Origin of the sequence: Janthinobacterium sp. SUN128 (genome assembly GCF_030587275.1) — a bacterium.
Classification (GTDB): Bacteria; Pseudomonadota; Gammaproteobacteria; order Burkholderiales; family Burkholderiaceae_D; genus Janthinobacterium; species Janthinobacterium lividum.
Window position 1 is genome coordinate 2,505,313 of the sequence record NZ_JAPWHY010000001.1, and the last position, 25,540, is coordinate 2,530,852.

General features: G+C 60.8%; 24 protein-coding genes. 14 read left to right on the plus strand and 10 right to left on the minus strand.

All coding sequences use genetic code 11. The features are described from left to right. The first annotated feature begins 3 nt into the window (after window positions 1-3). The 5 genes from O3297_RS11310 to O3297_RS11330 all read left to right on the plus strand — a co-directional run bounded on the left by O3297_RS11310 (window position 4) and on the right by O3297_RS11330 (window position 6,213). The gene (locus O3297_RS11310) at window positions 4-2,601 is read left to right on the plus strand and encodes a type VI secretion system Vgr family protein (RefSeq protein WP_305048715.1); all 2,598 of its coding nucleotides are present in this window, start codon (window positions 4-6) and stop codon (window positions 2,599-2,601) included. Then, the gene (locus O3297_RS11315) at window positions 2,598-4,526 is read left to right on the plus strand and encodes a hypothetical protein (RefSeq protein ID WP_305048716.1); all 1,929 of its coding nucleotides are present in this window, start codon (window positions 2,598-2,600) and stop codon (window positions 4,524-4,526) included. Before O3297_RS11310 ends, O3297_RS11315 begins: the two co-directional genes overlap by 4 nt. A gap of 2 nt (window positions 4,527-4,528) precedes the next feature. Beyond that, window positions 4,529-4,798 (plus strand): hypothetical protein, encoded by a 270-nt coding sequence (locus O3297_RS11320; protein WP_305048717.1) that lies wholly within the window; start codon window positions 4,529-4,531, stop codon window positions 4,796-4,798. A gap of 273 nt (window positions 4,799-5,071) precedes the next feature. Then, window positions 5,072-5,644, plus strand: coding sequence for a T6SS immunity protein Tli4 family protein (locus O3297_RS11325; RefSeq protein WP_305049658.1), 573 nt, complete (start codon window positions 5,072-5,074; stop codon window positions 5,642-5,644). Window positions 5,645-5,727: 83 nt separating this feature from the next. Beyond that, window positions 5,728-6,213 (plus strand): GNAT family N-acetyltransferase, encoded by a 486-nt coding sequence (locus tag O3297_RS11330; protein WP_305048718.1) that lies wholly within the window; start codon window positions 5,728-5,730, stop codon window positions 6,211-6,213. Window positions 6,214-6,217: 4 nt separating this feature from the next. Here O3297_RS11330 and O3297_RS11335 read toward each other — a convergent pair whose 3' ends face one another. From O3297_RS11335 to O3297_RS11360, 6 genes are all read right to left on the minus strand, one after another. Beyond that, on the minus strand, window positions 6,218-6,406 hold the full coding sequence (locus O3297_RS11335) for a hypothetical protein (RefSeq protein WP_305048719.1): 189 nt from the start codon (window positions 6,404-6,406) through the stop codon (window positions 6,218-6,220). After that, the gene (locus tag O3297_RS11340) at window positions 6,384-6,761 is read right to left on the minus strand and encodes a DUF2750 domain-containing protein (protein ID WP_305048720.1); all 378 of its coding nucleotides are present in this window, start codon (window positions 6,759-6,761) and stop codon (window positions 6,384-6,386) included. The genes O3297_RS11335 and O3297_RS11340 overlap by 23 nt, the downstream gene beginning before the upstream one ends. Next, window positions 6,751-7,023 (minus strand): hypothetical protein, encoded by a 273-nt coding sequence (locus O3297_RS11345; RefSeq protein ID WP_092605765.1) that lies wholly within the window; start codon window positions 7,021-7,023, stop codon window positions 6,751-6,753. The genes O3297_RS11340 and O3297_RS11345 overlap by 11 nt, the downstream gene beginning before the upstream one ends. A 1-nt stretch (window position 7,024) precedes the next feature. Continuing rightward, window positions 7,025-7,414, minus strand: a complete 390-nt coding sequence (locus O3297_RS11350; RefSeq protein ID WP_305048721.1) for an Imm1 family immunity protein — start codon at window positions 7,412-7,414, stop codon at window positions 7,025-7,027. Next, window positions 7,411-9,051, minus strand: coding sequence for a SulP family inorganic anion transporter (locus tag O3297_RS11355; protein WP_305048722.1), 1,641 nt, complete (start codon window positions 9,049-9,051; stop codon window positions 7,411-7,413). Before O3297_RS11355 ends, O3297_RS11350 begins: the two co-directional genes overlap by 4 nt. A 67-nt stretch (window positions 9,052-9,118) precedes the next feature. Next, window positions 9,119-9,688, minus strand: a complete 570-nt coding sequence (locus O3297_RS11360) for a TetR/AcrR family transcriptional regulator (RefSeq protein WP_151096355.1) — start codon at window positions 9,686-9,688, stop codon at window positions 9,119-9,121. A 127-nt stretch (window positions 9,689-9,815) separates the two neighbouring features. Between O3297_RS11360 and O3297_RS11365 the strand changes: the two genes are divergently transcribed. From O3297_RS11365 to O3297_RS11375, 3 genes are all read left to right on the plus strand, one after another. Then, complete coding sequence (locus tag O3297_RS11365; RefSeq protein WP_305048723.1) at window positions 9,816-10,802, plus strand: SDR family oxidoreductase; 987 nt, start codon at window positions 9,816-9,818, stop codon at window positions 10,800-10,802. Window positions 10,803-10,805: 3 nt separating this feature from the next. Next, window positions 10,806-11,681: a Ku protein gene (locus tag O3297_RS11370; RefSeq protein WP_305048724.1), complete on the plus strand. Its 876-nt coding sequence runs from the start codon at window positions 10,806-10,808 to the stop codon at window positions 11,679-11,681. A 105-nt stretch (window positions 11,682-11,786) separates the two neighbouring features. Next, window positions 11,787-14,108, plus strand: a complete 2,322-nt coding sequence (locus tag O3297_RS11375; protein WP_305048725.1) for a PAS domain S-box protein — start codon at window positions 11,787-11,789, stop codon at window positions 14,106-14,108. On the opposite strand, the gene ligD is transcribed toward O3297_RS11375, so the two are convergent. Further along, window positions 14,092-16,590 carry a DNA ligase D gene (gene ligD / locus O3297_RS11380; RefSeq protein WP_305048726.1) on the minus strand — a complete coding sequence of 833 codons (2,499 nt, stop codon included), beginning with the start codon at window positions 16,588-16,590 and terminating at the stop codon, window positions 14,092-14,094. The genes O3297_RS11375 and ligD overlap by 17 nt on opposite strands. 213 nt (window positions 16,591-16,803) lie before the next feature. Between ligD and O3297_RS11385 the strand changes: the two genes are divergently transcribed. From O3297_RS11385 to O3297_RS11410, 6 genes are all read left to right on the plus strand, one after another. Continuing rightward, on the plus strand, window positions 16,804-17,112 hold the full coding sequence (locus O3297_RS11385; protein WP_305048727.1) for a hypothetical protein: 309 nt from the start codon (window positions 16,804-16,806) through the stop codon (window positions 17,110-17,112). Between the two features lie 216 nt (window positions 17,113-17,328). Further along, complete coding sequence (locus O3297_RS11390) at window positions 17,329-17,661, plus strand: hypothetical protein (RefSeq protein ID WP_305048728.1); 333 nt, start codon at window positions 17,329-17,331, stop codon at window positions 17,659-17,661. A gap of 41 nt (window positions 17,662-17,702) precedes the next feature. Further along, the gene (locus O3297_RS11395; RefSeq protein ID WP_305048729.1) at window positions 17,703-18,044 is read left to right on the plus strand and encodes a hypothetical protein; all 342 of its coding nucleotides are present in this window, start codon (window positions 17,703-17,705) and stop codon (window positions 18,042-18,044) included. A 223-nt stretch (window positions 18,045-18,267) separates the two neighbouring features. Then, window positions 18,268-19,287, plus strand: a complete 1,020-nt coding sequence (locus tag O3297_RS11400) for a serine hydrolase (protein WP_305048730.1) — start codon at window positions 18,268-18,270, stop codon at window positions 19,285-19,287. Between the two features lie 115 nt (window positions 19,288-19,402). Further along, window positions 19,403-19,741: a hypothetical protein gene (locus tag O3297_RS11405; RefSeq protein WP_070258028.1), complete on the plus strand. Its 339-nt coding sequence runs from the start codon at window positions 19,403-19,405 to the stop codon at window positions 19,739-19,741. 42 nt (window positions 19,742-19,783) lie between these two features. After that, window positions 19,784-20,047: a hypothetical protein gene (locus O3297_RS11410; protein ID WP_211550511.1), complete on the plus strand. Its 264-nt coding sequence runs from the start codon at window positions 19,784-19,786 to the stop codon at window positions 20,045-20,047. Between the two features lie 67 nt (window positions 20,048-20,114). Here the strand turns inward: O3297_RS11410 and O3297_RS11415 are convergent, their stop codons facing one another. The 3 genes from O3297_RS11415 to O3297_RS11425 form a co-directional block, all read right to left on the minus strand. After that, the gene (locus O3297_RS11415; RefSeq protein ID WP_370385399.1) at window positions 20,115-20,672 is read right to left on the minus strand and encodes a fasciclin domain-containing protein; all 558 of its coding nucleotides are present in this window, start codon (window positions 20,670-20,672) and stop codon (window positions 20,115-20,117) included. Between the two features lie 175 nt (window positions 20,673-20,847). Then, window positions 20,848-22,293 carry an efflux transporter outer membrane subunit gene (locus tag O3297_RS11420; RefSeq protein WP_305049661.1) on the minus strand — a complete coding sequence of 482 codons (1,446 nt, stop codon included), beginning with the start codon at window positions 22,291-22,293 and terminating at the stop codon, window positions 20,848-20,850. Window positions 22,294-22,337: 44 nt separating this feature from the next. After that, window positions 22,338-25,538, minus strand: coding sequence for an efflux RND transporter permease subunit (locus O3297_RS11425; protein WP_034783119.1), 3,201 nt, complete (start codon window positions 25,536-25,538; stop codon window positions 22,338-22,340). Between the last annotated feature and the right edge of the window lie 2 nt (window positions 25,539-25,540).

The window sequence follows — 25,540 nt, forward strand, 5'->3', positions numbered from 1 at the left end:
GCCATGCATGCAAGCATCCAGGCGGCACTGTCGGCCTTCGACCTCGCCGCGCAAGAACGGCGCCTGCTGAAGATCGATTTCCCCCATGAAGATGGGCCAGCCGGCGCCATCCTGCTGGTCAATTCGCTGACTGCCAGGGAGGAGGTGTCGCGCGACTTCCGTTTCGAGGCCGAACTGCTGTCCGATGACGCGCATATTGCGCTCAAGGCCATGATGGGCCGCATGGTGAGCATTTCCATGGTGCGCGACGATGGCACGCTGCGCCACTTCAATGGTTATGTGGGCGAGTTTTGCCTGCTGCGCGCCGATGGCGGCTTTGCGTGGTACCGCATGGTGCTGCAACCATGGCTGGCCTTCGCCCGGCTGCGCCAGGACAATGTGTCCTTTCATGGCCAAAGCGTGATGCAGCTGACCGAAACAACGTTCGCACACTACGAGCAGCGCGACTGGAAAACCAGCATCCATGGGGACGATCCGCAGATCACCTGCGCCAACCAGCACAATGAGACCGACTATAACCACCTGCACCGGCGCTGGGAGGCGCTGGGCTGGCATTACTGGTACGAACACCGCGCCGATGGCCATACGCTGTGGCTCGCGGACAACAGCACCCTGGCGGACATGGTCGCCACGGCGTCCGGAGACGGAGCCATGCGTTTTCACGCCGAATCGGGTGCCATGGAAGACGATGGCCTGCAACAGTGGCAAGCCGTGCGCCGGATCGGCTCCGGGCAGCTGACCTTGGCCAGTTTCGACTATAAAAATCCCCAGCCGCGCCTTGCCAGCGGCTACTCCCTGAATCGCCAGGGTGATGTATTTGCCCACGAGCTATATGAAAACACGGGCGCATATGGCTATAAGAATATCGGCGAGGGAGAATCCCTGGCGCAACGCCGCATGGAAGAAAGCGACCATTTGCGCCAGTATTTCGAGGCGGCCGGCAATCACCGTGGCGCACAGCCTGGCCTTTGCTTCCGGCTCGATGGACATTTCAGCGCCGAGGAAAAACGCTGCCAGCCTGGCCAGGAGCGCCCGGACAATATCGCCGAACGCGAGTACCTGATCCTGTCAGTCGTGCATAGCGCCAGCAATAATTATCAGCTTGGCCCTGGCACACCTTCCCACTATGTCAACAAGTTGGTGTGCGTGCGTCGGGACATCCGCTGGCGGCCGGGTCCTGGCTACAACAGCACACCGTGCGTGGTTGCCGGTGTGCAGACGGCGCTGGTGGTCGGACCGGCCGGAGAGGAAATCCATACCGATGCACTGGGACGCATCCGCCTGCAGTTTCACTGGGATCGTCTGGGTGAATTCGATGAGCGCAGCTCGCCATGGATACGCGTCATGATGCCGATGGCGGGTCAGCAAATGGGACACATCGCCTTGCCGCGCGTGGGCCAGGAAGTCGTTGTGCAGTTCCAGGACGGCAATATCGACCACCCTATCGTCATCGGCGTGGTCTACAACAGCGCCAATCCGCCGCCGTGGCAACTGCCGCAGCAGCGTGCCCTGTCCGGCTTGCGCAGCCGTGAACTGGGCGCCCGCAGCGCCAACCATCTCGTGCTCGACGATACCAAGGGTGCGATCCAGGCGCAGCTGCGCAGCGAACACCAGGACAGCCGGCTTTCACTGGGCAATATCACCCGCATCGACGACAATGCCGGCCGCAAGCAAGCGCGCGGCGTGGGCTTTGAACTGGCCAGCAGCGCCTGGGGCGCCCTGCGCGCGGCCAAAGGCATGCTGATCACCACCGAAACACCGGCAGGCGGCGGCTCCGTCAAGCAACTCGACGAAACACAGGCCCGTCTGGCGCAAGCACGTCAACTGCAGCAAGGCTTGGCCGGCATGGCTGTCGACGCGGGCGCGCAAGACAGCGCAGCACAACAAGGCGCCGTCGCCGAGTCCATCCAGCGGCAAAACGCCGCAATCAAGGGCGCCGGCGGCGATTTCCCGGAACTGTCCGAACCGCATTTGCTGCTGGCCAGCCCGGCCGGCATCGAGTTGAGCACGGCCCAGTCCATCCACCTCGCCGCCAGCGAGCATGTGGCGCTCTCCAGCAGCAAGCATATTTCACTCGCCAGCGGCGACAGCATGTTTGCCAGCATTGCCAGGACCTTCAGCCTGTTCGTGCACAAGGCCGGCATGAAACTGATCGCCGCCAGCGGCAAGGTGTCCATCCAGGCCCACAGCGACGAGGTGGAAATCCTCGCCCAGAAAGTCTTGTCTCTGATCAGCGAAGCGGACTGGGTCAACATCAAGGGCAAAAAAGGCGTACGCCTGCACGGCGCCAACCACATGCTGGAAATCAGCGACAAGGTGCAGTTCTTCACCTCTTCTCCCGTGCTCTTTAACGGCAATCTGGAAACATTGGCGCCGAAGAGCGTGTCGCAGGAATTCAATGAGAGGCCGCACAGCAGTTTTGATCAGGCTGTCCGACTGCTGCAAGTCGACGGCACACCCGCCCCCGATATAGCCTTTGAGTTAATACGCGAAGATGGTCACAGAATCAGCGAAAAGAGTAGCAGTGGTGGACACACCCCAGTACAGAAAGGGGACAGCATGGATAGCTACACAATACGCTACAAGGGAGAACTTCCATGAGTGACGATATGGATCTGAATGAACACGGCAATCACCAAGGCGAGTTTAGGCAGAGTGTTGGCGGATGGGCTGAATACACCGTCAATATGACTGAAATAAAAGATACGATTCGTCATGACGTAATTATTCCACCTAAGAAAATAATTCCTATCATATTTCTACCGGGTGTTATGGGTAGCAACTTAAGAATAACAAAAAAACGTCAATATGATCTGAAGCGACCAGATAACAGATCATGGAGGCCTGATGACATGGTAGACAAATCCGGAAATTTGGCGGTTGCAACTGGTAGCGGTCTAGGTGGTTGGTTCAGGAGTGCATCCCCAAGAGATCGACAATTGGCTTTTGACCCGAACGAAACTGAAGTTGAGTACTATCAATATTCAATTGAAAATGAACGTTTCTTTCCAGGTGGAGATATCACCAAAGGATCCGACGTACGCCACAACAATGTTCCTGACGATTTTCCTGGAGTTCCACCATTGATTTCTGTTAGCTCCAAAAAAAATGCACAAGTAGATTCCATTCAGAAACCTGGAGTAACAGGAAGATTTATTCCCCGTGAGATACGTGAAACGCCAGCACATATTGCACGATGGCGAGGATGGAGCGAAGTTCTTTTCGCCGGCGCATATGGAGAAATGCTTCAAAAGACAGAATTCTTCATGAATAATATAGTAAAAAATGGGCAAATTTTACCTCATTGGAAAATTGATCCTTCCGATCAAACAACGGGCAGATATTCATATGGCCAACAATCCCACCCATCCATTGCGAAGCTTATAATAAAAGATCCAAAAGAATTTGGCGCCTCCTCCGGAACAGCAATTAACAATTCTGATATGTTAAAGATTTCTCCATGCTGGTATCCGGTTCATGCGTTGGGATACAATTTCCTACAGAGCAATGCCATTTCTGCCGCCGTTATTGCCGAACGCATACGCGGCATAGTAATAGGTTATCAGAAATGTGGCTTTAAATGCAGTGAAGTCATTCTCATCACGCACAGCATGGGAGGTTTGCTCGCCAGGGCTTTAATGCATCCAAAATATGGAAATATGCTTAATGATAAAATTGTAAAAATACTTGGAATATATCATAACGTGATGCCTACATTAGGAGCCGCCAGTGCATACAAACGCATGCGTTTCGGTTTTCAGGAAAAGAGCGGCCCATTAAATACACTCGCAGCCCAAGTTCTCGGCATCGACGGCGAACACGCCACCGCGATTCTCGCAAATACGCAAGCACCTCTAGAGATGATGCCCGGCACGGCATATGGTCAAGAATGGCTCAAAGTTGTTGACGTAAGTGATAAATTACTTTGGAGTTGGCCACGCGATAAGGAAAGCGCGCTGGAGGGTATTTACCTGCAACCTGCGAATGCTTGGTGGAGGCTCATAAATCCTTCGTGGGTGAACCCGGCAAATATTCCGATTAACAAAGGAGGAGGCATAAGCAATGTCATGCAACGATTGAAAGATGCCTCTGCATTATTAAGGGAAATAGATAAAATATTTCATCCAAACACATACGCTAGTTATTGCGCATCAAAAGAGTTCCTAAGTTATGGAGAAATTACGCTCAAGGTTATTGAAGGATTAGAAATAAAAAAAATAAACCATCCAGAAAATGCGACGCCCCCGCCAAATAAATGGAGGCTGCTGAGTGATGATGCGAAAGGCAATCTCACTATACAAGCGGGAACACGTGTATTGAAGCTAAAATTACAACCAGCAAGTTCTGCTGGCGATGAAACCGTCCCATCGGATCGCTCAGCGAAACACATACCTGGAAAAAAATTTCTCCATGGGGAGAAAGCTGGAACTGGATATGAACATCAAAATAGCTATACTCATCCACATGTCCTAGCGTCTATGCTTTATTCAATTGTGCAAATTGCAAAAACAGCAAAATGGGAATAATTATGAAAAATTATAAAAAAATACTTATACTCATCATTTTAATAATATCAATCCAAACAGCGGCAAATGAGAATCACCTGCCAAAAATACATGGGGCAAAAAAAATGAACGGAACCACAATTCAAAAAAGAAAAATAGAAACCCTGTTCCAGAACACAAAAAAACTATGCTTTGGCAGATATCTATTAAATCTACCCAACGAAGCAGAATTAATAATCGGGAACTCGGCAGTGGATTTATTTAAAGGAGGCCCGAATAATTTAAAGCACTAAGCAGAAATTGATTTAAGAAAAATAAAATCCCTTAATATTTCCCCTGAAATTATTTACAATGGCAATGGTCCAATAGAAAACAGTTGGCAACTTCGATACTACACTAGCAGCTCAGCCAAAGAAGATAATTTTATAATTTATCGAACCTTAATAAATAAAGGGGATTTCATATTTGCGATAGGTGATGCTGTCGGCAATGGCGACACCGAAAGAGCAACAGCGGAAAGACAACTCCTTCAAGCAAAAAGTCTGCGTTTACGTGATACGGAAGAAATTCCGGTCACACCAGGACTTTGCGTAGAGCATGGATTCCTGAGTGAAAATCAGTATAAATATCAAGAAATAGACGACGTAGGAATTTATTTACCCAGCTTGCCAGATGTTACTATCTCCATCAGTTCAAATAAAGATGCATATGGCGACTACCCTTCGACAGAATTTGAATCAAGGTTGCGTGGAAAACTATCACTACTCAGTCGCATACAAGATGCAAAAGAAATTCAACGCAATAACTATCCCAAGCGCACCTTGCTACGCGAAGGCAAACGTACCGTTCAACACTGGAAAGGCGAAGAGTCGCTGATACGGCGTACCGATGGTGTCCATGATTTTGAATGGGCATTGGTAGGCAAACCGAAAGACATCGCAAATCCGTCCGTACTGGAAGTCAAGATGTACACCAAAGTCGCCCACAATATGGTCGGCGCTGCCGACACCGCATCGCTGAGCGACGACGAAGCCATCGCCTTGTGGGACAAGCTGCTGTCCGGCCTGAAGTTCCGGGTGAAAGTGCCGGGTGCGCCGCCGGGTTCGTACTACATCGATCCGGACAAGCCGGCGCAGTGATGGCTGGACAAACGTGGCAAGCACTCTTGCTGGCGTGATGCAAGCCATTGCGCTAGCATGGTCCTTTTGCCCGGAAGGCTTCCATGCCCATGCCCATTCCCCTGCGCCCCGCCCTGCCCGACGACATCGACGCCCTGTGGGCCCTGCGCACGGTGGCTGTGCGCATCAGTTGCGCCACGCACTATGCAGCGGAGCAAATTACTGTGTGGACGGCCTCGCCCGTGCCGGACTCTTATGCCGCCATGCTGGCTGCGGGTGGCGGCATCGTGGCGATGCAGGGCGAGATCATTGCCGGTTACGCCATGCTCGATGCGGACAAGCAGGAAGTGGACGCCGTTTTTGTCGATCCCGCGCATGCGGGACTCGGCATCGGCAAGCGCCTGCTGGCGGCGCTGGAGCAACTGGCGCGCGGGCGCGGCATTGCGCGTCTGCATCTGTCCGCGTCGCTCAATGCCGTGCCGTTTTACGCGGCTGCCGGCTTTACAGCCTTGCGCGAGCAAGCGTATGCGCACCCGAGCGGCATCAGCCTGGCCAGCGTGGCGATGGAAAAGGCGTTGGCGGGCGCCTGAGCCGTCAGTCCTCCGTCGCAGCAGCTTCGGACTCGGCCAGGCAGTGCTGCAGCTTCGCGATCAGGGCGCGCACTTCGTCGCCGCCCAGGTCCAGCGGGTCCCCTTGTGCGCCGACGGCGATCAGGCAGATGGCCGAGCCGTCGTACCAGGCGTCCAGGCGCTCCTTGCCCTCATTCATATTGCTCTGATTCATGTTGCAAATCCCTCAGTAAATCAGCCGACGCCGCGATGCTGGCGCTGCCTTGCGGCACAGGGAAAACGAAAGCCAGCTGGCCATTCTGGTTCATACCGGGCAGCCACTTGGCCAGGAAATCGCCGAGCGCGATGGCGCACGGCTGAAAATATTCCCAGTCGCCGCTGGCGCACGCCTGCGCAAACGCGACTTCCGGCCAGAACGGGATGGCAACCTTGCCGTCGACTTGCGCCGTGGCCCAGCCATCGCGGTACAAGCCCCACACTTCTTGCGTATCGGCTGCCTTGCGCACAAAGTAGGCATGGCGCTCGGCGGACGGCAACCCAGCCACCTGCTTGAACTTGTCAGGATGCATGCTCGTCTCCTGCCCCGTCCCATACCCGCAGCTGCGGCGTGCACCAGCCAGTCACCATGTCGAGGGCGTCCAGTATCACGTCTTCCAGCGGCCCTTCCTGCGTGGCGGGACGCAATTCCTGCAACAAGGCGGCAACTTGCGCGGCCGTCACGCCGCTGGCCTTGTAACGCAGCAGGATGGCGCGCAGCGTGAGCAAACCTGCCCTGGCGTCCAGCGCGGCCAGCAAGTCCCGGTCGATATCGGCGATGATGGTTTGCGGCATGTCAATCCGCCTCCCACGCGATGGCGGCCGGCCGCGCGCCGCCCGTCCTGAAAAACTCGGCATAGGCACACTGGCATTGTTCCACGTCCACGCACCATGCCTCGGGATACTCGTCCACCTGGCCATTGGTCAGCAGATAGCTGCAGGCACCGTCTGCCTCCTCGTCGCCCAGCGAGTGAAAACTCAGGTCGTCCTGCCCCGACAGATACATCAGCCAGGCATTGCCGCCATTGCGCAACATGCACAGGGCCGGGCCCTGCTCCGCGTTCGTGGCCAAGGTCAGCCACAGCTCGCACTGCGCCAGCGCGCGCGCCTCATGCAGCGCTTGCTCCAGCGCAAGGATGCTATCCACCACGCGCGGCTCGCCGTGCAGATTCAGTTCCATCGTCATGCTTTTTCCCCACTTAGATCGGCCGTCGCCAGGGCCGTGCTCAGGTACAGCTTGCCGCTCAGGTCTTTCAATAGACTGCTCTGGCGCAGGCGGTCCATCACGGGCCCTTTCACTTCGGCCAGGTTCAGGCTGATGCCGCGCTTGATCAGCGCGCTGTTGAGTTCGATCAAGCCCAGCAAGGCCGTGCTGTCGATCTGGTTGACTGCCGACAGCACCAGCACCAGGTGGCGGGCCGTCGGGTGGCCGCGCAACTCGTCTTCCACGCGCTCCGTCACGGCTTCGACGTTGCCGAAGAACAGGCCCGCATCGATGCGCAACAGCAAGACGTCCGGCAAGGTTTGCGCTTCATAGCGCTCCACGTTGCGGAAGTGTTCGCTATTCGGGATGCGCCCCAGCACGGCGATGTGCGGGCGGCTGGCGCGCCAGATCAGGGTGCCCATCGACAACAGCACGCCGATCACCACGCCTGCTTCCACGCCCAGCACCAGCACGCCGGCCGTCGTCGCCAGCAGGGCCAGCGCATCGCTGCGGTCGTAGCGCCACGACAGTTTCAAGGTGTCCCAGTCCAGCAGGCTGCTGACGGCAAAGATGATGGTGGCCGCCAGAACGGGCAGCGGCAGCAGGGCCAGCCAGCCCGTGGGCGCCACCAGCGCCAGCGCCAGCAGGCCGGCCGTGATGATGCTGGCCAGGGGCGTGTTGGCGCCCGCCTGGAAATTGACGGCCGAGCGGGAAATCGAGCCCGTGACGGGGAAGCCGCCCGACAGCGCGCTGGCCACATTGGCCGCGCCCAGCCCCAGCAGTTCGCGGTTGGTCTGCAGCTTTTCACCGCGTTTTTGCGCCAGGGTCTGGGCGGCGGACATGCTCATCAAAAAGATGATGAAGGCGATCAGGAGCGCAGGCGACAGCAGGGTGCGCCAATGGGCGCTCGAGGTAGCCAGGTTCAGGCCCGGCAAGCCGCTGGGCACGTGACCCGTCGTCTGCACGCCCATCGCTTCCAGGCCGCCATAGGCGACCAGCGCGATGCCGGCCAGCACCAGCGCCATCGGCGCCAGACGCGCGCCCACGTCGGCCGCCACCTGGTTCAGGCCGCAACGCTGCAGCAGGCGCGACAGATAACGCTTGGCCAGCCACAGGAACAACAGGCCGGACAGTCCAAGCACGAGGCTGGGCGTATGCCAGTGGGGCCAGGTGGCACCCAGCAAGGGCGTGATCTGGCCCCAGATGATCAGGATCGCGGCGCCATTGCTGAAACCGCTGATCACGGGGCGCGACAGGAAACTGGCCATGAAGCCCAGGCGCAGCACGCCGCACAGCAACAGGACGAGGCCGCTGATGAAGGCCAGCTGGGCGGCCAGGACGATATACAAGGAGGAGCCGGGGTCGGCCAGCGGCGCCAGGGCGGCGGCCGTCATCAGGGATACGATGGCCATGGGGCCCACCGATTGCGTCATGCTGCTGCCGAACAGGGCGTACAGCACGGGCGGCAAGATGCTGGCATAGATGCCCACCACGGGCGGCAAGCCGGCCACCAGCGCATAAGCCATGCCTTGCGGCACCATCATCATGGCGACAACGATACCGGCAGTGATGTCTCCGGCCAACAGAGGACGCCGGTATTGCCTGAGCCAGAGCAGCATGGATGATCCCGAAATCTGAAAACCGAAGCCTATCATGCGACGAGGCCGGCTGACAGGGGGAACGCGTTCACTCTTGCAGCAATTGCGCCTTCACGGCATCGAGGATTTCCACCGACAGGGCTTCGTCATCGACGGAACGGGCCAGCACCATGGCCCCCACCATGGCGGCAAACGTGGCTATCGCCTGCTGGCGCCGCTCTTCCGGGACGCCGTCGGGCAGCAATCCCTGCAGCAAGGCGAACTGCTGCTGCGTGGCCGCCGTAAACGCGGGACGCGCGCCGGGCGACATGCGCGCCACGTCGACGCCCATGGCCGCCGCAGGGCAACCACCGCCGGGCTGGTCGCGGTGCCGGGTGGTCAGATAATTGTCGATAATGGCCGGCAGCGCCCGCTGCGGGTCGCTGGCGACCTTTGCCTGCCAGCCTGCCAGCGATTTCTCCAGGGCATGCTGGCACGCCTCGATCATCAAGTCTTCCTTGGACGCGAAATGGCCATAGAAACCGCCATGCGTCAGGCCCGCGTTCTTCATCAAATCGGCCACGCCGATGCCGTCATAGCCCTTTTCGCGGAACAACTTGGCCGCCACCTCCACGATGCGCTCGCGGTTCAGCGCCGCCTGTTCCCTGCTTACCTTCATGCTGCCCTCCCACATTTATGTCAATCATCATATAACTTTACGCCTGTTTGCGCCACTCTGTTAGCAAGCGCACCGTTTGATGCGGTTGCCGCGCCGATACTGGATCTTCGTTTCCAGGGAGGCCAGCATGAACGAGAACAAGGACCAGTCCGCCGGTAACTTGCAGCGCAGCATACAGCAGGAGCAGGATCAGGAAGACAAGCAGCGCGATGCCGCCAAGCAAGGCAAGGCAAGCAAGCCGCCTGTGCAGACGGGCCACCGCAACCAGCCGACGCCTCCCCTGCCCGCCCAGCACCTGGACAAGCCCGGCCTTGAAGCACAGATGGCATTGAAACCCCGCTTCCTGGCGCCCGACTACTGCGGCAGCGGCAAGCTGGCCGGCATGGTCGCCATCATCACGGGCGGCGATTCGGGCATCGGCCGCGCCGTGGCCGTGCTGTACGCGCGCGAAGGGGCGGATGTCGCCATCATTTACCTGAACGAACACGCGGACGCCCACGAAACCAAGCGCTACGTGGAAGCGGAAGGACAGAGCTGCCTCCTGATTGCCGGCGACGTGCGCGACCAGGGATTTTGCCAGCAAGCCGTCAGCCAGGTGCTGGACAAGTTCACGCACATCGACGTGCTGGTCAACAACGCAGCCTTCCAGGAACATGCGGAATCCTTGCTGGATCTGAGCGAGGAACGCTTCGACCTCACCATGAAAACCAATGTCTACGGCTACTTTCATATGGCCAAGGCCGTCCTGCCCCACTTGCAGCGCGGCGCGTCCATCATCAACACGGGCTCCGTGACGGGTTTGCAAGGCTCGAAGCACTTGCTCGACTATTCCACCACCAAGGGTGCCATCCATGCGTTTACGATGGCGCTGGCCGGCAACTTGCTGGACAAGGGCATACGCGTGAACGCCATCGCGCCCGGGCCGGTCTGGACGCCCCTCAACCCGGCGGACAAAAGCCCCGAGGACATCCAGAAATTCGGCCAGGACACGGACATGCGCCGCCCGGCCCAGCCGGAAGAGCTGTCGCCCGCCTACGTCTTCCTGGCCTCGCCCGCCTGTTCCAGCTATATCAGCGGCATCGTCCTGCCCATCACCGGCAGCGTGGGGAACTAGGCGATGGCGCGCGCACTGTGGAAAGGCGCCATCAGCTTCGGCCTTGTGCACATCCCCGTCGAGCTGATTTCAGCCAGCCTCGACCATGAACTGGACTTGTCCATGCTGGACCGGCGCGACTTTTCACCCATCGGCTACAAGCGCTACAACAAGAAGACGGGCAAGGAAGTCGAGTGGGACGACATCATCAAGGGCTATGAATACAAGACGGATGAGTACGTGGTGCTGTCCGAGGAAGATTTAAGGCAAGCCAATGTGAAGGCTACGCAAACCATCGACATACTGACCTTTGTCGATGCGCTTGAAGTGCCGCTGACCTTTTACGAGCACCCGTATTATTTGCTGCCCGCCAAGGGCGGCGAAAAAGTCTATGCGCTGCTGCGCGAAACCTTGCGCAAGGCGAACAAAGTGGGCATCGCCAGCGTGGTCATGCGCACCAAGCAGCATTTGTGCGCACTCGTGTGCGTGGGCGACGCCATCGTGCTCAACACCCTGCGCTACGCCGATGAAATCCGCCCCACAGACGACCTGGACTTGCCCGGCAGCACCCTGAAATCGGCCGGCATTTCCGACAAGGAACTCAAGATGGCCCTGTCGCTGGTGGAAGGCATGAGCGAAGCGTGGGAACCCGGGCAATACCACGACAGCTACCGCGAAGACGTGTTGGCGCTGGTCAAGAAGAAAGTCAAGGCCAAGCAGACCAAGACCATCACGCCGCCCGCGCCCGAGCCAGCAGAAGAGCACGGCAGCAACGTGATCGACCTGGTCGCCCTGCTGCAGCAAAGCCTGGGCAAGAAAGCGTCCGCCGCGCAGGCCCGCAAGCGCGCGGCCTCGTCCGCCGCCCGCAAGCCGCCGCCCGCCAGGCGCAAGGCGGCCTGAACCACCCTACCTGCTTAGCGAGACTCTGCCATCATATAAATGCATTGACTTTGATCCGGCTTCTCGCTACGTTATGCACAGGCCTGCCACCCGGCAAGCCCTGTCATGCGTGCGGAAAAAATGGATGCCGAGTTCGATCAGCTTATCCTCAGCAACGCCCCTGGCGGCGTTGTCATCACGAACGAAGAGCATGTCGTCATGCGCTGGACGGCGGGGGCGCAGCGCATTTTCGGCTATGCCAGCGACGAAGCGCTGGGCCGCACGCTGTGGGAACTGATCTCCTTGCCGGGACAGGCCGAAGCTGGCCCGCTGATCGCCGAGCAACTGATCCTACACGGCAGCTACGACCGCGAATCGCTGCGGCGGCGCAAAGATGGCGAACTCATCTACGTCGACGTGGCATGCCAGGCCGCACAGCGCGCGCCGGATGGCCACTGCTACCTGATTTCCACCATGAAGGACACGACCTTGCTGAAGGCCGCGCGCGACGCCCAGTTCGTCGACGTGCGCTACCGCGTGCTGTTCGAGTCCACGCCGGACAGCGTCATCATGGTCAATGCCACGGGCGCCATCGTGCTGGCCAACCAGCAGGCACAGCGCCTGTTCGGCTATGCGGAAGGCGAATTGAGCGGCAGGCAAATCGATAGTCTGCTGCCGCAACGCCTGCGCCATGCGCACGTGGGGCACCGCGCGCGCTATTTCGACCAGCCCCGTACGCGCACCATGGGCGCCGACCTGGAATTGCTGGGCTTGCGCAAGGACAACGTCGAGTTCCCCGTCGAAATCAGCCTGTCGCCGATCCAGACGGAGATCGGCACCTTCGTCATCAGCGCCATCCGCGACGTCAGCGACCGCCGCCGGGCCGAGCAGAAGTTCCGAGGCCTGCTCGAATCGGCGCCGGACGCCATCGTCATCGTCAACGGCGATGGCGAGATCGTGCTCGTCAACTCGCAAACGGAACGGCTGTTCGGTTACTCGCGCGCGGAGTTGCTCGGGCGCAATGTGGAAGTGCTGATCCCGGCCCGCTATGCACACGATCATCCGCATCACCGCCAGTCCTTTTCCGCGGCGCCGCGCGCCCGCTCCATGGGCGCGGGCCTGGAACTGTACGGCTTGCGCCGCGATGGCACCGAATTTCCCGTCGAAATCAGCCTGTCGCCGCTGGAAACGGAGGAAGGCGTGCTGGTCTCGTCAGCCATCCGCGACATCACGGAGCGCAAGCGCATCGAGCGCACGCTGAACGAACAGAAAATCGAACTGGAACGGGCCAGCCAGGCGAAGGACCGCTTTCTCACCAGCATGTCGCATGAATTGCGCACGCCGCTGAACGCCATCCTCGGCTTCGCCCAGCTGCTGGCCAATGAAACCCTGCCCGCGACCGTGCTGCAAAAGCGCGCCTTCGTGCAAAACATCGTCACCTCGGGCCGCCACCTGCTCACCCTGATCAATGAAATCCTCGACCTGGCGAAGATCGAATCAGGCAGCCTGAGCCTGTCGATCGAGCCGGTGGCGCTGCCCGTGCTGCTCGAGGAAGTGCGCGTCATGGTGGAAGAACAGGCGCAGCAGCGCCAGATTCACCTGGTGTTTCCAGCCTGCGAGGCGCTGACGCTCAGGGCCGACCATACGCGCCTCAAGCAAGTGCTGCTGAACCTGCTGTCAAACGCCATCAAGTACAACCGCCCGGCCGGCAAGGTGGAGCTGGAAGTGTCGCAGCCCGGGGCGCAGCGCGTGCGCATCGCCATCCGCGACACGGGCAAGGGACTGGACGACGCACAGATGGCCGAGCTGTTCCAGCCGTTCAACCGCCTGGGACAGGAGGCAGGCAGCGAGGAAGGCACCGGCATCGGCCTGGTCGTCACCAAGCGCCTGGTTGAGCTGATGGGCGGCAGCATGGGCGTGCACAGCTGCGTCGGCGTGGGCAGCGTGTTCTGGATCGAACTCGACACCATGACCGCCCCGCCCGCCAACCGGCAGCCGGAATACCTGCCCGAGCCCGCCTGCGACGTCCGGGACGATGCCGGCGGCCAGGCCCTGCTGCTGTACGTGGAAGACAATCCGGCCAGCCTGCGGCTGGTGGAAGATATCGTCAGCTTCCTGCCCCATCTGCGCATGATCTCGGCCACCGACGCCCGCCAGGGTATCGCGCTGGCGCTGGAACGCCGCCCCGATGTCATCCTGATGGATATCAATTTGCCCGGCATGAATGGTAACCAGGCGCAGCGCATCCTGCGCAACGATACGCGCACGGCGCACATCCCCGTCATCGCCTTGACGGCCAACGCCATGAAGGGCGATATCCGGCATGGCCTGGCCGCGGGTTTTTTCCGCTACCTGACCAAGCCCGTCGAAATTCCTCAGCTCAACGCGGCCATCGAGGAAGCGCTGCAACTGGCGCGCGCCGTCCTGCCGTTCAAGCCGGCGGAATAAAGGCCAGCTTTTTCATCGCCGCATCGAGGCCCTTCGCGCTGCGCGCGTAGCCGTCCCATGGCGCGTTGCCCACGTCGAGACGGCTGTGGACATTGCCCACGTTCCACTGATCGCCCGCCTTCAGTTTGTCGAGTTCATCCCAGGCCAGCGGCACGGAAATGCCCAGCCCCGACCGCGTGCGGGCAGACCACGCGCATACGGTGGTGGCGCCCCGGCCATTGCGCAAATAATCGATGAAAATCTTGCCGACGCGGTTGGCGGGGCCGCTTTTCAGGACGAAGCGCTGCGGAATGAGCTGCGCCATGTGCGCCACGATGGCTTGCGAAAACGCTTTGACCGTATCCCAATCGTGTTTCGGGCGGATCGGCACGACCACATGCAAGCCCTTGCCGCCGCTGGTTTTCAGCCAGGCGGGCAGTCCCAGCTCCGTCAGGAAGGCACGCAGCAATACGGCCGCCTCGCGGATGGCGGGCCAGGCCACGCCCTTGCCCGGATCCAGGTCGAACACCAGGCGATTCGGCGTGTCGTAGGCGCTGGCCAGGGCGTTTTGCGTGTGAAATTCCACCACATTCCACTGCGCCGCAGACAATAAGCCCTGTGTGCTGGCCACTTCCAGCATGGCGGCATGCTCCGGATCGAGGCCGGGATCGAGCTGTTTGACGCCGGGCATGCTGGACGTGTCCGCATGCTTCTGGAAAAACAGCTCGCCACCCACGCCGGCCGGCGCGCGCACCAGCGACACGGGCCGCCCGCGCAAGTGCACGAGCATCAGCTTGCCCACCAGGGCGTAGTAGCGCACCAGGTCGATCTTCGTCGCGCCACTGTCCCGGTCGATCACCCGGTCCGCATGGCTGACCTTGAAACTGGCCGGCAAGACGCCGTCCGGCGTGGATTTGCTCTGCATCGTCTTCTCCCTGTCGATTCGCTGCGCGCGCTCGCGCACGATGGCGGCTGGCTGTTTATCCTCGCGCAAGCCGTGAAACACGGCATGGCGCACGGCGCCACCGCTGGTCCATTGCGCAAAGCTCACTTCGGCCACCAGTTGCGGCTTGACCCAGATGGGCTGGCGCACGCCACCCGCCTTGCCCGCGAACGGACTCGTCCCGGCTGCCAGGACGTCAAGCCGACGCCGCAATTCGCGCAGGCTGGCATCGTCGAAGCCGCTGCCCACATTGCCCGCATAGAGCAGCCTGCCCTGGTCATCATGCACGCCCAGCAACAAAGAACCGATGCCTTCGCGCGCGCCCTGCGGCGCCGTATAGCCGCCGATGACGAATTCCTGGCGCAGCCCGCATTTGAGCTTGATCCAGTCGCCCGAGCGCCGCGTGACGTAGGGCGAACCGCGCCGCTTGCCGATCACGCCTTCCAGCCCCAGCCGGCAGGCGTGGGCCAGTATCTGCTGCGGCGTCGCGTCGAGCGCGGCGCTGAAGCGCACCAGGGGCGACGCTGGCAAGCTCTGCAGCAACTGTTCCAGCAACGCCCTGCGCGCCTCGACAGGCTGGCCCCGCAGATCGTGGCCATCGAAAAACGCCACGTCGAACAGGTAATACACGATCTCGCTGGTCGTTTCCGCATCGAACGCGCGCTGCAATGCGCCAAAATCCGGGTGGCCGCTGGCGTCGTTGACGACGATTTCACCGTCATACCAGCCCGGCGGCAAACTCAACTGTTCCAGCGCCTGCCGCAGCTTCGGCAGTTTTTCCGTCCAGTCATTGCCATTGCGCGTGATCAAATTGATCCGCTCGCCATCGCATCGCGCGAGGATGCGGTAACCGTCGAATTTCACTTCGAAAAGCCACTGCTGCGCGTCTGGCGGCGGCGCATCGACGAGGGTAGCCAGCTGCGGCGACAGGATGGCGGGCAAATCGGCATCCGGCGCTGCGGAGCCGTCCGCGCTCTTCTTGCGCTTGGGCATGGCCTTGTTCTTGACGCTATCGGGAAACTCGTCCACGACAGAAAATTCCAGTGCCGGCCGGGCAAATGCGTCCTTTTCCTTGATCAGCAGCCAGGCAGGCTGCTTTGCGCTGCGTTTATCGCCCTTGCCTTTCATGCGCACCAGCACCCAGTTGCCATGCATCTTGTGGCCATGCAGGGTCAATTTCAGTTCGCCGGCCGCCAGCGCCTTGCGCGCATCAGGCGTGGCCGGCTGGGCTTGCCACGTCCCCTTGTCCCAGATGATGACCTTGCCCGCGCCATACTGCTTTTCGGGGATCGTGCCTTCAAAACCGGCATACGCAATGGGATGGTCTTCCACCTGCACCGCCATGCGCTTGTCGCGCGGGTCGTAGCTGGGCCCTTTCGGCACGGCCCAGCTTTTCATCGTGCCGTCCAGTTCCAGGCGAAAGTCATAGTGCAAACGGCTGGCCCAGTGCTTCTGGATGACGAAGGTGAGCGCCTCGCCCGCTTCCTCGCCGCCATCCGCAGGCTCGGGCGTGGCGGCGAAATTGCGCTTGGCTTGATAGGTTTTCAAGGCGGCTTTCATGGCGGACCCATGCGGTGACGATGGCATCGAGTCTAGGCCGCTGCCGTCCCTGGCGCCGTACGCCAGCTAACAGAGTACCTGCCCCGGCAAATGTAAGTGTTTGTAATTAGCCCGAATCGCTGTCAACGCTATTGCCGTACGGCGCGTTTTTGCCTCAGTGACAGGGGAAATGCATCTCCTGAACTACAACCCCACTTCTCGAGGAACTGCACCATGAAAAAAGTAATCGCTACTCTGATCGCCGGCTTGTTCGCTACCGCAGCCTTTGCTCAAACGCCAGCCGTGCCTGCCAAGGCCGAAGCCAAGCACACCAAGGAAGTGGCAAAAGCAGAAGCCAAAGAAACCAAGGCCGTAGTCAAAGCCGATGCCAAGGAAGCCGTTGTCGCCGCCGATGCGAAAGCCGATGTGGCCAGCGCCAAGGCCGATGCCAAAGCCACCAAGGCCAAAGCCCATCACAAAGCCACCAAGGCCAAGGCAAAAGCCGCCGAAGACAAAGCTGAAGCGACCGCAGCAGCGAAGTGATCGCCATCCCGCCATGGCGGGAGGCACCATGCAAAAAGACAGCTTCGGCTGTCTTTTTGCATTTTCACACCTTCTTCTTCAATTAACGTCGCTCAAATCACCTGATTGTAAGAAAGTGTAAACCAGGTCAACCATTACCTTCCGGGCCGCGTTTTCTGCTCAGTGATACGGGAATCATCCCGGCACACCAGACAAACCACCACCGAGGACTGCACCATGAAAAAAGCAATTATTACCCTGATCGCCGGCCTGTTCGCTACCGCAGCCTTCGCCCAAACCCCTGCCGCCCCGGCAGTGCCCGCCAAAGTGGAAGCGGCTCACACCAAGGCCGTCGTGAAAGCCGATGCCAAGGAAGCGCAAGCCGTCGTGAAAGCGGACGCAAAAGAAGCGAAAGCCGTCGTGGCCGCAAAAACGGAAGTCGCCAGCGCAAAAACGGAAGCAACGGCCACCAAGGCCAAGGCGCATCACAAGGCCAAGAAAACCAAGGCCAAGGCTGACGAGAAACTGGCATCGGCCACCGCGGAAGCCGCACCAGCAGCAGCCAAGTAATCATCGACATACCATCGCTCACCATTCGCCAGGAAAATAAAATGAAAAAAGTTATCGCTACCCTCATCGCCGGCCTGTTCGCTACCGCAGCCTTCGCCCAAACCCCTGCCGCTCCAGCAGCATCGGTTCCAGCCAAGGCGGAAGCGGCCCACACGAAAGCCGTGGCCAAGGCTGAAGCCAAGGAAACCAAGGCCGTCGTGAAAGCCAATGCCAAGGAAGCGGTCGTCGTCGCCGATGCGAAAGCCGATGTGGCCAGCGCCAAGGCCGACGCCAAAGCCACCAAGGCCAAAGCCCATCACAAGGCCAGCAAAGCCAAAGTGAAAGCGGATGCGGCCAAAGCGGCGGAAGCCGTTCCCGCAGTGCCGGCAGCGCCAGCGAAGTAAGCGCGAACGACGTCACGCAAGCGCGTCCGCCGGGTCTGCGCTTGCGTGACCACGCCGATTACCAGGGACAGCTTCGGCTGTCCTTTTTGCATGGCGCGGCGCCAAATGCCATGGCTTCCTGCGCGCCTTCATGCAAACTTCATCGAACCGGCCAGCTTGCGCGCGACAAAGCGGTGCACATGGAGGACACTGGCACTTCCACCATCGCCGCGAAGCCTATCCCATGCGCCACCTGCCCCTCATCCTGACTACCGCCCTGTATCTGCCTTGCGCCGCCAATGCGCAAGATATCCCCGCCACCCTGGAGCAAGTCCTGCAAGCCCAGGACCGCGACAGCCATGGCGATTTGCGCGCCGTCGTCGTGTTGCGCGATGGCGCCGTCGTGGCCGAACGCTATTACAACGGCGAGACGGTCGATACCCTGCACGACATCCGCTCGGCCGGCAAGAGCATCACCGCCCTGCTGGTGGGCGCGGCCGTGGCGCGCGGCCAGCTGGCCACGACAAAAACGGTGGGCGACTACTGGCCCGATGTCGCCGGCAGCGCGGCAGGCAAGGTCATCCTCGACGACTTGCTGACCATGCGTTCGGGCCTGGCCGCCTTCGATGAAGACGAACAGTCGCCTGGCAATGAAGACAAGCTCGATGCGTCGCCCGACCCGGCCGCCTTCGTGCGTGCGATACCGGCTGCCACGGCGCCGGGCAGCATGTATCGCTACAACTCGCTGGGATCATATGTCGCGGGCAGAGTGGTGGAAAACGCCAGCGGCGCCGACTTGGAAGACTACGCCGCCAAGGTGCTGTTCGCGCCACTGGGCATCACCCGCTGGAGCTGGGGCCGCGACGTGGCACGTCACCCGAAAGGCCAGGGCAATCTGTCGCTGCGCGCGCGCGACACGGCAAGGATCGGCCAGATGGTGCTCGACGAAGGCGTATTTGACGGCAAGAGGATTATCGATGCCGCCTGGCTGCAAGCCGCGCTGGCGCCGCGCGTGGCCATCGGCGCCGTGGACCGCTACGCCGACAGCTACGGCTATTTCTGGTACGCGAAGACGCAGGACGTCGGAGGACGGAAGATTGCCGTGCATTTCGCCTCGGGCAATGGCGGCAACAAGATCTATGTGATACCCGCCCGTCGCATGGTGGTCAGCATCGCATCGAGCGCGTATGGCAAGGGGTATGGGCAGCGCCGGTCGGAAGACATCCTGAAGGCCATCCTGAAAGCGGATGCAACTCAGATGTAAGCGTTTGTAATGACCGTCAACGCAAGCGTCCGGGGGCGCGTTTTATGCTCAGTGACACGGGAATCATCCCGACACCAACAGACATACCAGACAAACCACCACTGAGGACTGCACCATGAAAAAAGTAATCGCTACCCTGATCGCCGGCCTGTTCGCAACTGCAGCCTTCGCCCAAACCCCGGCAGCACCTGCGGCCGCTCCGGCAGCGCCCGCCAAAGTGGAAGCGGCCCACACCAAGGCCGTCGTGAAAGCGGACGCCAAGGAAGCGCAAGCCGTCGTGAAGGCGGATGCCAAGGAAGCGAAAGCCGTCGTCGCCGCAAAAACGGACGTCGCCAGCGCCAAAGCGGAAGCGGCCACCACCAAAGCCAAGGCACACCACAAAGCCAAGAAAACCAAGGCCAAGGCTGACGAAAAGCTGGCATCGGCCACCGCCGAAGCGGCTCCAGCCAAGTAATTCCGACACACTTTACTGACCACGCATACCAAGGATCCTAAAATGAAAAAAGTTATCGCCACCCTGATCGCCAGCCTGTTCGCCACCGCCGCTTTCGCCCAGACGCCAGCCGTCGCGCCAGTCGCTCCAGTGGCACCGATTCCTGTCGTCGCCCCTGTCGCCAAGGCCGAAGCGCCGGCAGCCGCCGTCAAACCAGCGGCGCACAAGAAAGCCAAGCATCACAAGGCAAAGAAAGCCGCGCCAGCCGACAAGGCAGCGCCTGCGGAACCAGCAGTACCGGCAACGCCAGCAGCGCCAGCCAAGTAATCGCGGCGGCACCATCAAAAAAGACAGGGTTTTCCCTGTCTTTTTTTTCGTCCGCTTTTTTGTGCGCTTATTTCGGCATCAGCACCGTGTCGATCACATTGATCACGCCATTCGACTGGTACACGTCATAGGTGCTGATATTGGCGCTGTTGCCGCTCTCGTCCATCACGACGATGTTGTGCATGCCGTTCATGGCGAACATCAGCTTGCCGCCGCTGGCCGTGGGCAAGGTGGCTTTACCGTCGTGCATCTTGATTTCCTTCGCCAGCGCCTTGAAGTCGTATTTGCCGGGCACCACGTGGTAGGTGAGGATCTTCGTCAGGGTCGCCTTGTTTTCCGGCTTCACCAGGGTCTCGACGGTGTCTGCGGGCAGCTTGCCGAAGGCCGCATTCGTCGGCGCGAACACGGTAAATGGACCCTTGCCTTTCAGCGTGTCGACCAGGCCGGCCGCCTTGACGGCAGCGACCAGGGTCGTGTGGTCGGCCGAATTGACGGCGTTATCGACGATGTCCTTGGACGGATACATGCTCTGGCCACCCACCATGGTCGTCATGTCGGCGGCAAACGGAGCGCTGGCGGCCAGCATGGACGTAATGAACAATGCTGCGGGAACGAAGGTGCGCATGATGATATCTCCTGGATGACTGCGTTTGCATGATTGCAGGAGTACTTACGCCGCTTTTCCGCAAACGGATTCAACTCGCTGAAAACAGAAAAACGGCGCCGTGCAGTGCACGACGCCGTTCTTGGCAGGCTCCCGCGTCGCGGGCCGGATTGATCCAGCCCGCGGTGCCGGGAAACTAGTTGGCCGCGACCTGCGGCTCCGTTTCGCCCCAGCCGCCGCCCAGGGCGCGGATCAGCGCCACCGTGGTGACGGCGCGGTTGCCGCGCAGTTGCACGGCATTGCGCTCGATGGTGGCCAGGTTGCGCTGCGCGTCCAGCAGATCGAGGTAGCTGGAACGGCCCGCGTCATACAGCTTTTGCGCCAGGTCGGCCGAGCGGCGTGCCGAAACAACGGCTTCGTCGATCTGCTGCGTCTGGCCCGACAGGATGCGCAAGCCGGCCAGGTTGTCTTCCACCTCGGCGAAGGCCACCAGCACGCTCTGGCGATACGTCGCCACCGACTCTTCCAGCTGCGCTTCGCTGCGGCTCACGGCCGCCTTGTTGCGGCCACCGTCGATGATCGGCATCGACATCAGGGCGCCCAGCAGCCAGGAGCGGCTGCTCCACTTGAAGATGTCCGAGAAGGTATCGGACGCGCCGCCGCCGGAGGCGTTCAGGGTCAAGGCGGGGAACATGGCCGATTTCGCCACGCCGATGCGCGCATTCGACGCTTCCATGGTGCGCTGCGCCGACGCGATGTCGGGACGGCGCTCCAGCAGGGACGACGGCATGCCGGCCGGGATCACGGGCAGGAAGCCGCTGTCCTGCAGCGGGTTGACGGTCGCCGTGAAACTGGCGGCAGGTTTACCCAGCAGGACGGCCAGCGCATGTTCGCTGGTGGCGCGCTGGCGCTGCAGGCCGATGGCTTCGGCGCGCGTCGTCGACAGCTCCGTGCGGGCACGGGACAGGTCGAATTCGCCGATGTCGCCCAGGTCGTAGCGGCGCTGGTTCACATGCACGCTTTCCTCGCGCAGGCGCACCGTCTGTTCCAGGGTCGCCAGTTCGGCATCCGTGGCGCGCAGCTGGAAATAGGTCTGCGCCACGTCGGCCTGCAAGGACAGCAGCACGGAACGGTATGTCGCTTCCACGGCCAGCGCATCGCTGCGCGAGGCGCTGACGTTCGAGGCGACCCTGCCGAACAGATCGACTTCGTAGCTGGCCGTCAGGTTGGCCTGGTAGACATTCGTGGCAGCCACCGGCGCGCCGTTCGGCAAGCCGAGCGACACGGCGGAAGCGCGGTTGCGCTGGCCACCCACGTTCACGCCCACTTGCGGGATGCGGTCCGCTTCGGCGATGCCGGCAATCGCCCTCGCCTGCTTGACGCGGGCGGCGGCGACGGCCAGGTTGGCGTTGGCCTGCGTGGCTTCGTTGATCAGGCTTGTGAGGGCCGGATCATTGAAGGCCAGCCACCATTCGCCGCGCGCCTGGCGCTCGGCGGGGACGCCCTGTTTCCAGCGCGTGCCATCGGCTGCCGTCTGCACGGCGGACAAGGCTTGCGCTTCCTTGAACGCCGTCGGCGTCTCGATCTGCGGCTGCTTGAACTCCGGCGCCGCGCAGGCCGCCAGCAGCACGGCTGCTGCCATGGCGGTCAGCACGGGCTTGACGCGCCAGATGATTTCCTTGGTTTTCAATATATATCTCCTTCCAGGTTCAATGCTGGCGCGGCGGCAGGCTTGGCGGCAGCATCGGCTGGTTTTTTCTCAAAACGCTGCGCCAGGGTGCGCAGCAGTACATAGAACACGGGCGTCAGGAACAGGCCGAAGAAGGTCACGCCCAGCATGCCGGCGAAGACCGCCACGCCCATCGCATGTCGCATTTCCGAACCGGCGCCGTGCGAGAACACCAGGGGCACCACGCCCATGATGAAGGCGATCGACGTCATCAGGATCGGACGCAGACGCAGGCGGCACGCTTCCAGCGCCGCTTGCACGACGGTGCGGCCATGCTCTTCCAGTTCGCGGGCAAATTCCACGATCAGAATCGCATTCTTCGACGCCAGCCCCACCAGCACGAACAGCGCGATCTGGGTAAACACGTTATTGTCGCCACCGGTCAATTTGACGCCCAGCAAGGCGCACAGGATGGACATCGGCACGATCAAAATCACGGCCAGCGGCAGGGTCCAGCTTTCGTATTGGGCGGCCAGCACCAGGAATACCAGCAGCACGCACAGCGGGAAGACATAGATCATCGTATTGCCGGACAAGATGTCCTGGTAGGTCAGCTCCGTCCATTCATACGCGATCCCCTGCGGCAGCACTTCCTTGGCGATGCGTTCCAGCGCGGCTTGCGCCTGGCCGCTCGATACGCCAGGTGCGGCGCCGCCATTGAAGTCGGCTGCGGCATACGCGTTGTAGCGCTGCACGCGGTCCGGACCATAGCTATCCTTCACGCGCATCAACGACGACAGCGGGATCATTTCGCCCTTGTCATTGCGCACCTTCAGCTGCGCGATATCCTGCGCATGCGAACGGAACGCCGCATCGGCTTGCACGCGCACCTGGTAGGTGCGACCAAACTGGTTGAAGTCGTTCACATACAGCGAACCGAGGTTGATCTGCAAGGTCTGGTAAATCGTTTGCAGCTGCACGCCCATCTGCTTGGCTTTCACGCGGTCGACGTCGGCAAACAGCTGCGGCACGTTGATCTGGTAGCCCGAGAAGACGCCCGCCAGTTCCGGCGTCTGGTACGCTTTCGCGGCCAGTGCCTGGGTGGCGTTGTACAGCGCGTCGTAACCGAGATTGCCGCGGTCTTCGATCATCATCTTGAAGCCGCCGATGGTGCCGAGGCCGTTGACCGGCGGTGGCGGGAAGACCATGATGAAAGCGTCCTGGATGCCGCCCAGGCGCTTGTTGATCTCGGCCGCGATGGCGCCGCCCGACAATTCCTTGCTGCTGCGTTCGTCGAACGGTTTCAGGGTGGCGAAGACGATACCGGCGTTCGGCGCATTGGTGAAGTCGTTGATCGACAGGCCGGGGAAGGCGATGGTCGATTCGACGCCAGGCACCGACTTGATGACGTCGGACATGCGGCGCACGACATCTTCCGTGCGGTCCAGCGAAGCGGCGTCAGGCAATTGCGCAAAGCCCACCAGGTATTGCTTGTCCTGCGCCGGCACGAAGCCGGCCGGCACGGACTTGAAGGTGAAGATGGCGGCAACAACCAGCAGCGCATACACGCCCAGCGAAGCGCTCTTGCGGCCCAACACGCCTTTCACGCCCGCTTCATAGCGGTGCGAAGCGCGGCCGAAGAAGCGGTTGAACCAGGCGAAGAAGCGGCCGAAGACCATGTCCATGCCGCGCGTCAGCGCGTCTTTCGGCGCATCGTGCGGTTTCAGCAGCGCGGCCGACAGGGCTGGCGCCAGGGTCAGCGAGCTGAAAGCGGAGATCACGGTCGAAATGGCGATGGTCAGCGCGAACTGGCGATAGAACTCGCCCGACAGGCCAGGCACGAAGGCGATCGGCACAAACACGGCGCACAGCACCAGGGCGATGGCGACGATAGGACCGCTGACCTCTTTCATGGCCTGGATGGTGGCGTCGCGCGGCGACAAGCCTTCCTCGATGTTGCGCTCGACGTTTTCCACCACCACGATGGCATCATCGACGACGATACCGATGGCCAGCACGAGGCCGAACAGCGACAGCGTGTTGATCGAGAAGCCAAAGCCCAGCATCACGGCAAAGGTGCCGACGATGGAGACGGGTACGGCCAGCAGCGGAATGATCGATGCGCGCCAGGTTTGCAGGAAGATGATCACCACCAGCACCACCAGGGCGATGGCTTCCAGCAGGGTATGGATCACGGCTTCGATGGACGAGCGCACGAACTGCGTCGGGTCGTACTCGATGCGGTATTCCACGCCTTGCGGGAAGTCTTTTTTCAGTTCGTCCATCTTGGCGCGCACGTCGGAAGACAGCTGCAGCGCGTTGGCATTCGGCGCTTCGAAAATACCCATGCCGACGGCCGGATTATTGTTCAGCAGCGAACGCAGCGAGTAGCTGTTGGCGCCCATTTCCACGCGCGCCACGTCCTTCAGGTGCGTCACGGCGCCGTCGGCATTGGTGCGCACGATGATGGCGCCGAATTCCTCGGGCGTCTGCAGACGGCCCTGGGTATTGACGGTCAGCTGGAAGTCCGAGTTTTTCGCCGGCGAAGCGCCGATGACACCTGCAGCCACCTGCACGTTCTGCTCGCGGATGGCGTCGACGACGTCGTTCGCCGTCATGCCGCGCGCCGCCACCTTTTGCGGGTCGAGCCAGATGCGCATGGCGTAGTCGCCGGCGCCGAAGATCTGGATGTCGCCCATGCCGGGCAGACGTGCCAGTTGGTCCTTGACGTTCAGCACCGCGTAGTTACGCAGATACATGTCGTCATAGCGCTTGTTCGGCGAAACCAGATGCACCACCATGGTCAGGTTAGGCGACGATTTGACGGTCGTCACGCCGATCTGGCGCACTTCCTCGGGCAGGCGCGGCAAGGCGCGCTGCACGCGGTTCTGCACCTGCGTCTCGGCCTGCTCGACGTTGGTGCCGATCTTGAAGGTCACGGTCAGCATCATCGCGCCATCGGACGTGTTTTGCGAGGACATGTAGAGCATGTTCTCGACGCCGTTGATCTGCTCTTCGAGCGGCGCGGCCACGGTTTCGGCGATCACTTTCGGGTTGGCGCCCGGGTATTGCGCGCGCACCACCACGGATGGCGGCACGACGTCGGGATATTCGGAGATGGGCAGGCCGAAAATCGACAGCAGCCCGGCCACGAATATGACGATCGACAGCACCGCCGCGAAAATCGGCTTGTCGATGAAAAAGCGGGAAAAATTCATGT

Excerpts from the sequence above, each read along its gene's own strand:
- O3297_RS11310 (WP_305048715.1), top strand. The coding sequence starts at position 4 with ATGCATGCAAGCATCCAGGCGGCACTGTCGGCCTTCGACCTCGCCGCG.
- O3297_RS11315 (WP_305048716.1), top strand. The coding sequence starts at position 2,598 with ATGAGTGACGATATGGATCTGAATGAACACGGCAATCACCAAGGCGAG.
- O3297_RS11320 (WP_305048717.1), top strand. The coding sequence starts at position 4,529 with ATGAAAAATTATAAAAAAATACTTATACTCATCATTTTAATAATATCA.
- O3297_RS11330 (WP_305048718.1), top strand. The coding sequence starts at position 5,728 with ATGCCCATGCCCATTCCCCTGCGCCCCGCCCTGCCCGACGACATCGAC.
- O3297_RS11335 (WP_305048719.1), bottom strand. The coding sequence starts at position 6,406 with ATGAATCAGAGCAATATGAATGAGGGCAAGGAGCGCCTGGACGCCTGG.
- O3297_RS11340 (WP_305048720.1), bottom strand. The coding sequence starts at position 6,761 with ATGCATCCTGACAAGTTCAAGCAGGTGGCTGGGTTGCCGTCCGCCGAG.
- O3297_RS11345 (WP_092605765.1), bottom strand. The coding sequence starts at position 7,023 with ATGCCGCAAACCATCATCGCCGATATCGACCGGGACTTGCTGGCCGCG.
- O3297_RS11350 (WP_305048721.1), bottom strand. The coding sequence starts at position 7,414 with ATGACGATGGAACTGAATCTGCACGGCGAGCCGCGCGTGGTGGATAGC.
- O3297_RS11355 (WP_305048722.1), bottom strand. The coding sequence starts at position 9,051 with ATGCTGCTCTGGCTCAGGCAATACCGGCGTCCTCTGTTGGCCGGAGAC.
- O3297_RS11360 (WP_151096355.1), bottom strand. The coding sequence starts at position 9,688 with ATGAAGGTAAGCAGGGAACAGGCGGCGCTGAACCGCGAGCGCATCGTG.
- O3297_RS11365 (WP_305048723.1), top strand. The coding sequence starts at position 9,816 with ATGAACGAGAACAAGGACCAGTCCGCCGGTAACTTGCAGCGCAGCATA.
- O3297_RS11370 (WP_305048724.1), top strand. The coding sequence starts at position 10,806 with ATGGCGCGCGCACTGTGGAAAGGCGCCATCAGCTTCGGCCTTGTGCAC.
- O3297_RS11375 (WP_305048725.1), top strand. The coding sequence starts at position 11,787 with ATGCGTGCGGAAAAAATGGATGCCGAGTTCGATCAGCTTATCCTCAGC.
- ligD (WP_305048726.1), bottom strand. The coding sequence starts at position 16,590 with ATGAAAGCCGCCTTGAAAACCTATCAAGCCAAGCGCAATTTCGCCGCC.
- O3297_RS11385 (WP_305048727.1), top strand. The coding sequence starts at position 16,804 with ATGAAAAAAGTAATCGCTACTCTGATCGCCGGCTTGTTCGCTACCGCA.
- O3297_RS11390 (WP_305048728.1), top strand. The coding sequence starts at position 17,329 with ATGAAAAAAGCAATTATTACCCTGATCGCCGGCCTGTTCGCTACCGCA.
- O3297_RS11395 (WP_305048729.1), top strand. The coding sequence starts at position 17,703 with ATGAAAAAAGTTATCGCTACCCTCATCGCCGGCCTGTTCGCTACCGCA.
- O3297_RS11400 (WP_305048730.1), top strand. The coding sequence starts at position 18,268 with ATGCGCCACCTGCCCCTCATCCTGACTACCGCCCTGTATCTGCCTTGC.
- O3297_RS11405 (WP_070258028.1), top strand. The coding sequence starts at position 19,403 with ATGAAAAAAGTAATCGCTACCCTGATCGCCGGCCTGTTCGCAACTGCA.
- O3297_RS11410 (WP_211550511.1), top strand. The coding sequence starts at position 19,784 with ATGAAAAAAGTTATCGCCACCCTGATCGCCAGCCTGTTCGCCACCGCC.
- O3297_RS11415 (WP_370385399.1), bottom strand. The coding sequence starts at position 20,672 with ATGCGCACCTTCGTTCCCGCAGCATTGTTCATTACGTCCATGCTGGCC.
- O3297_RS11420 (WP_305049661.1), bottom strand. The coding sequence starts at position 22,293 with ATGGCAGCAGCCGTGCTGCTGGCGGCCTGCGCGGCGCCGGAGTTCAAG.
- O3297_RS11425 (WP_034783119.1), bottom strand. The coding sequence starts at position 25,538 with ATGAATTTTTCCCGCTTTTTCATCGACAAGCCGATTTTCGCGGCGGTG.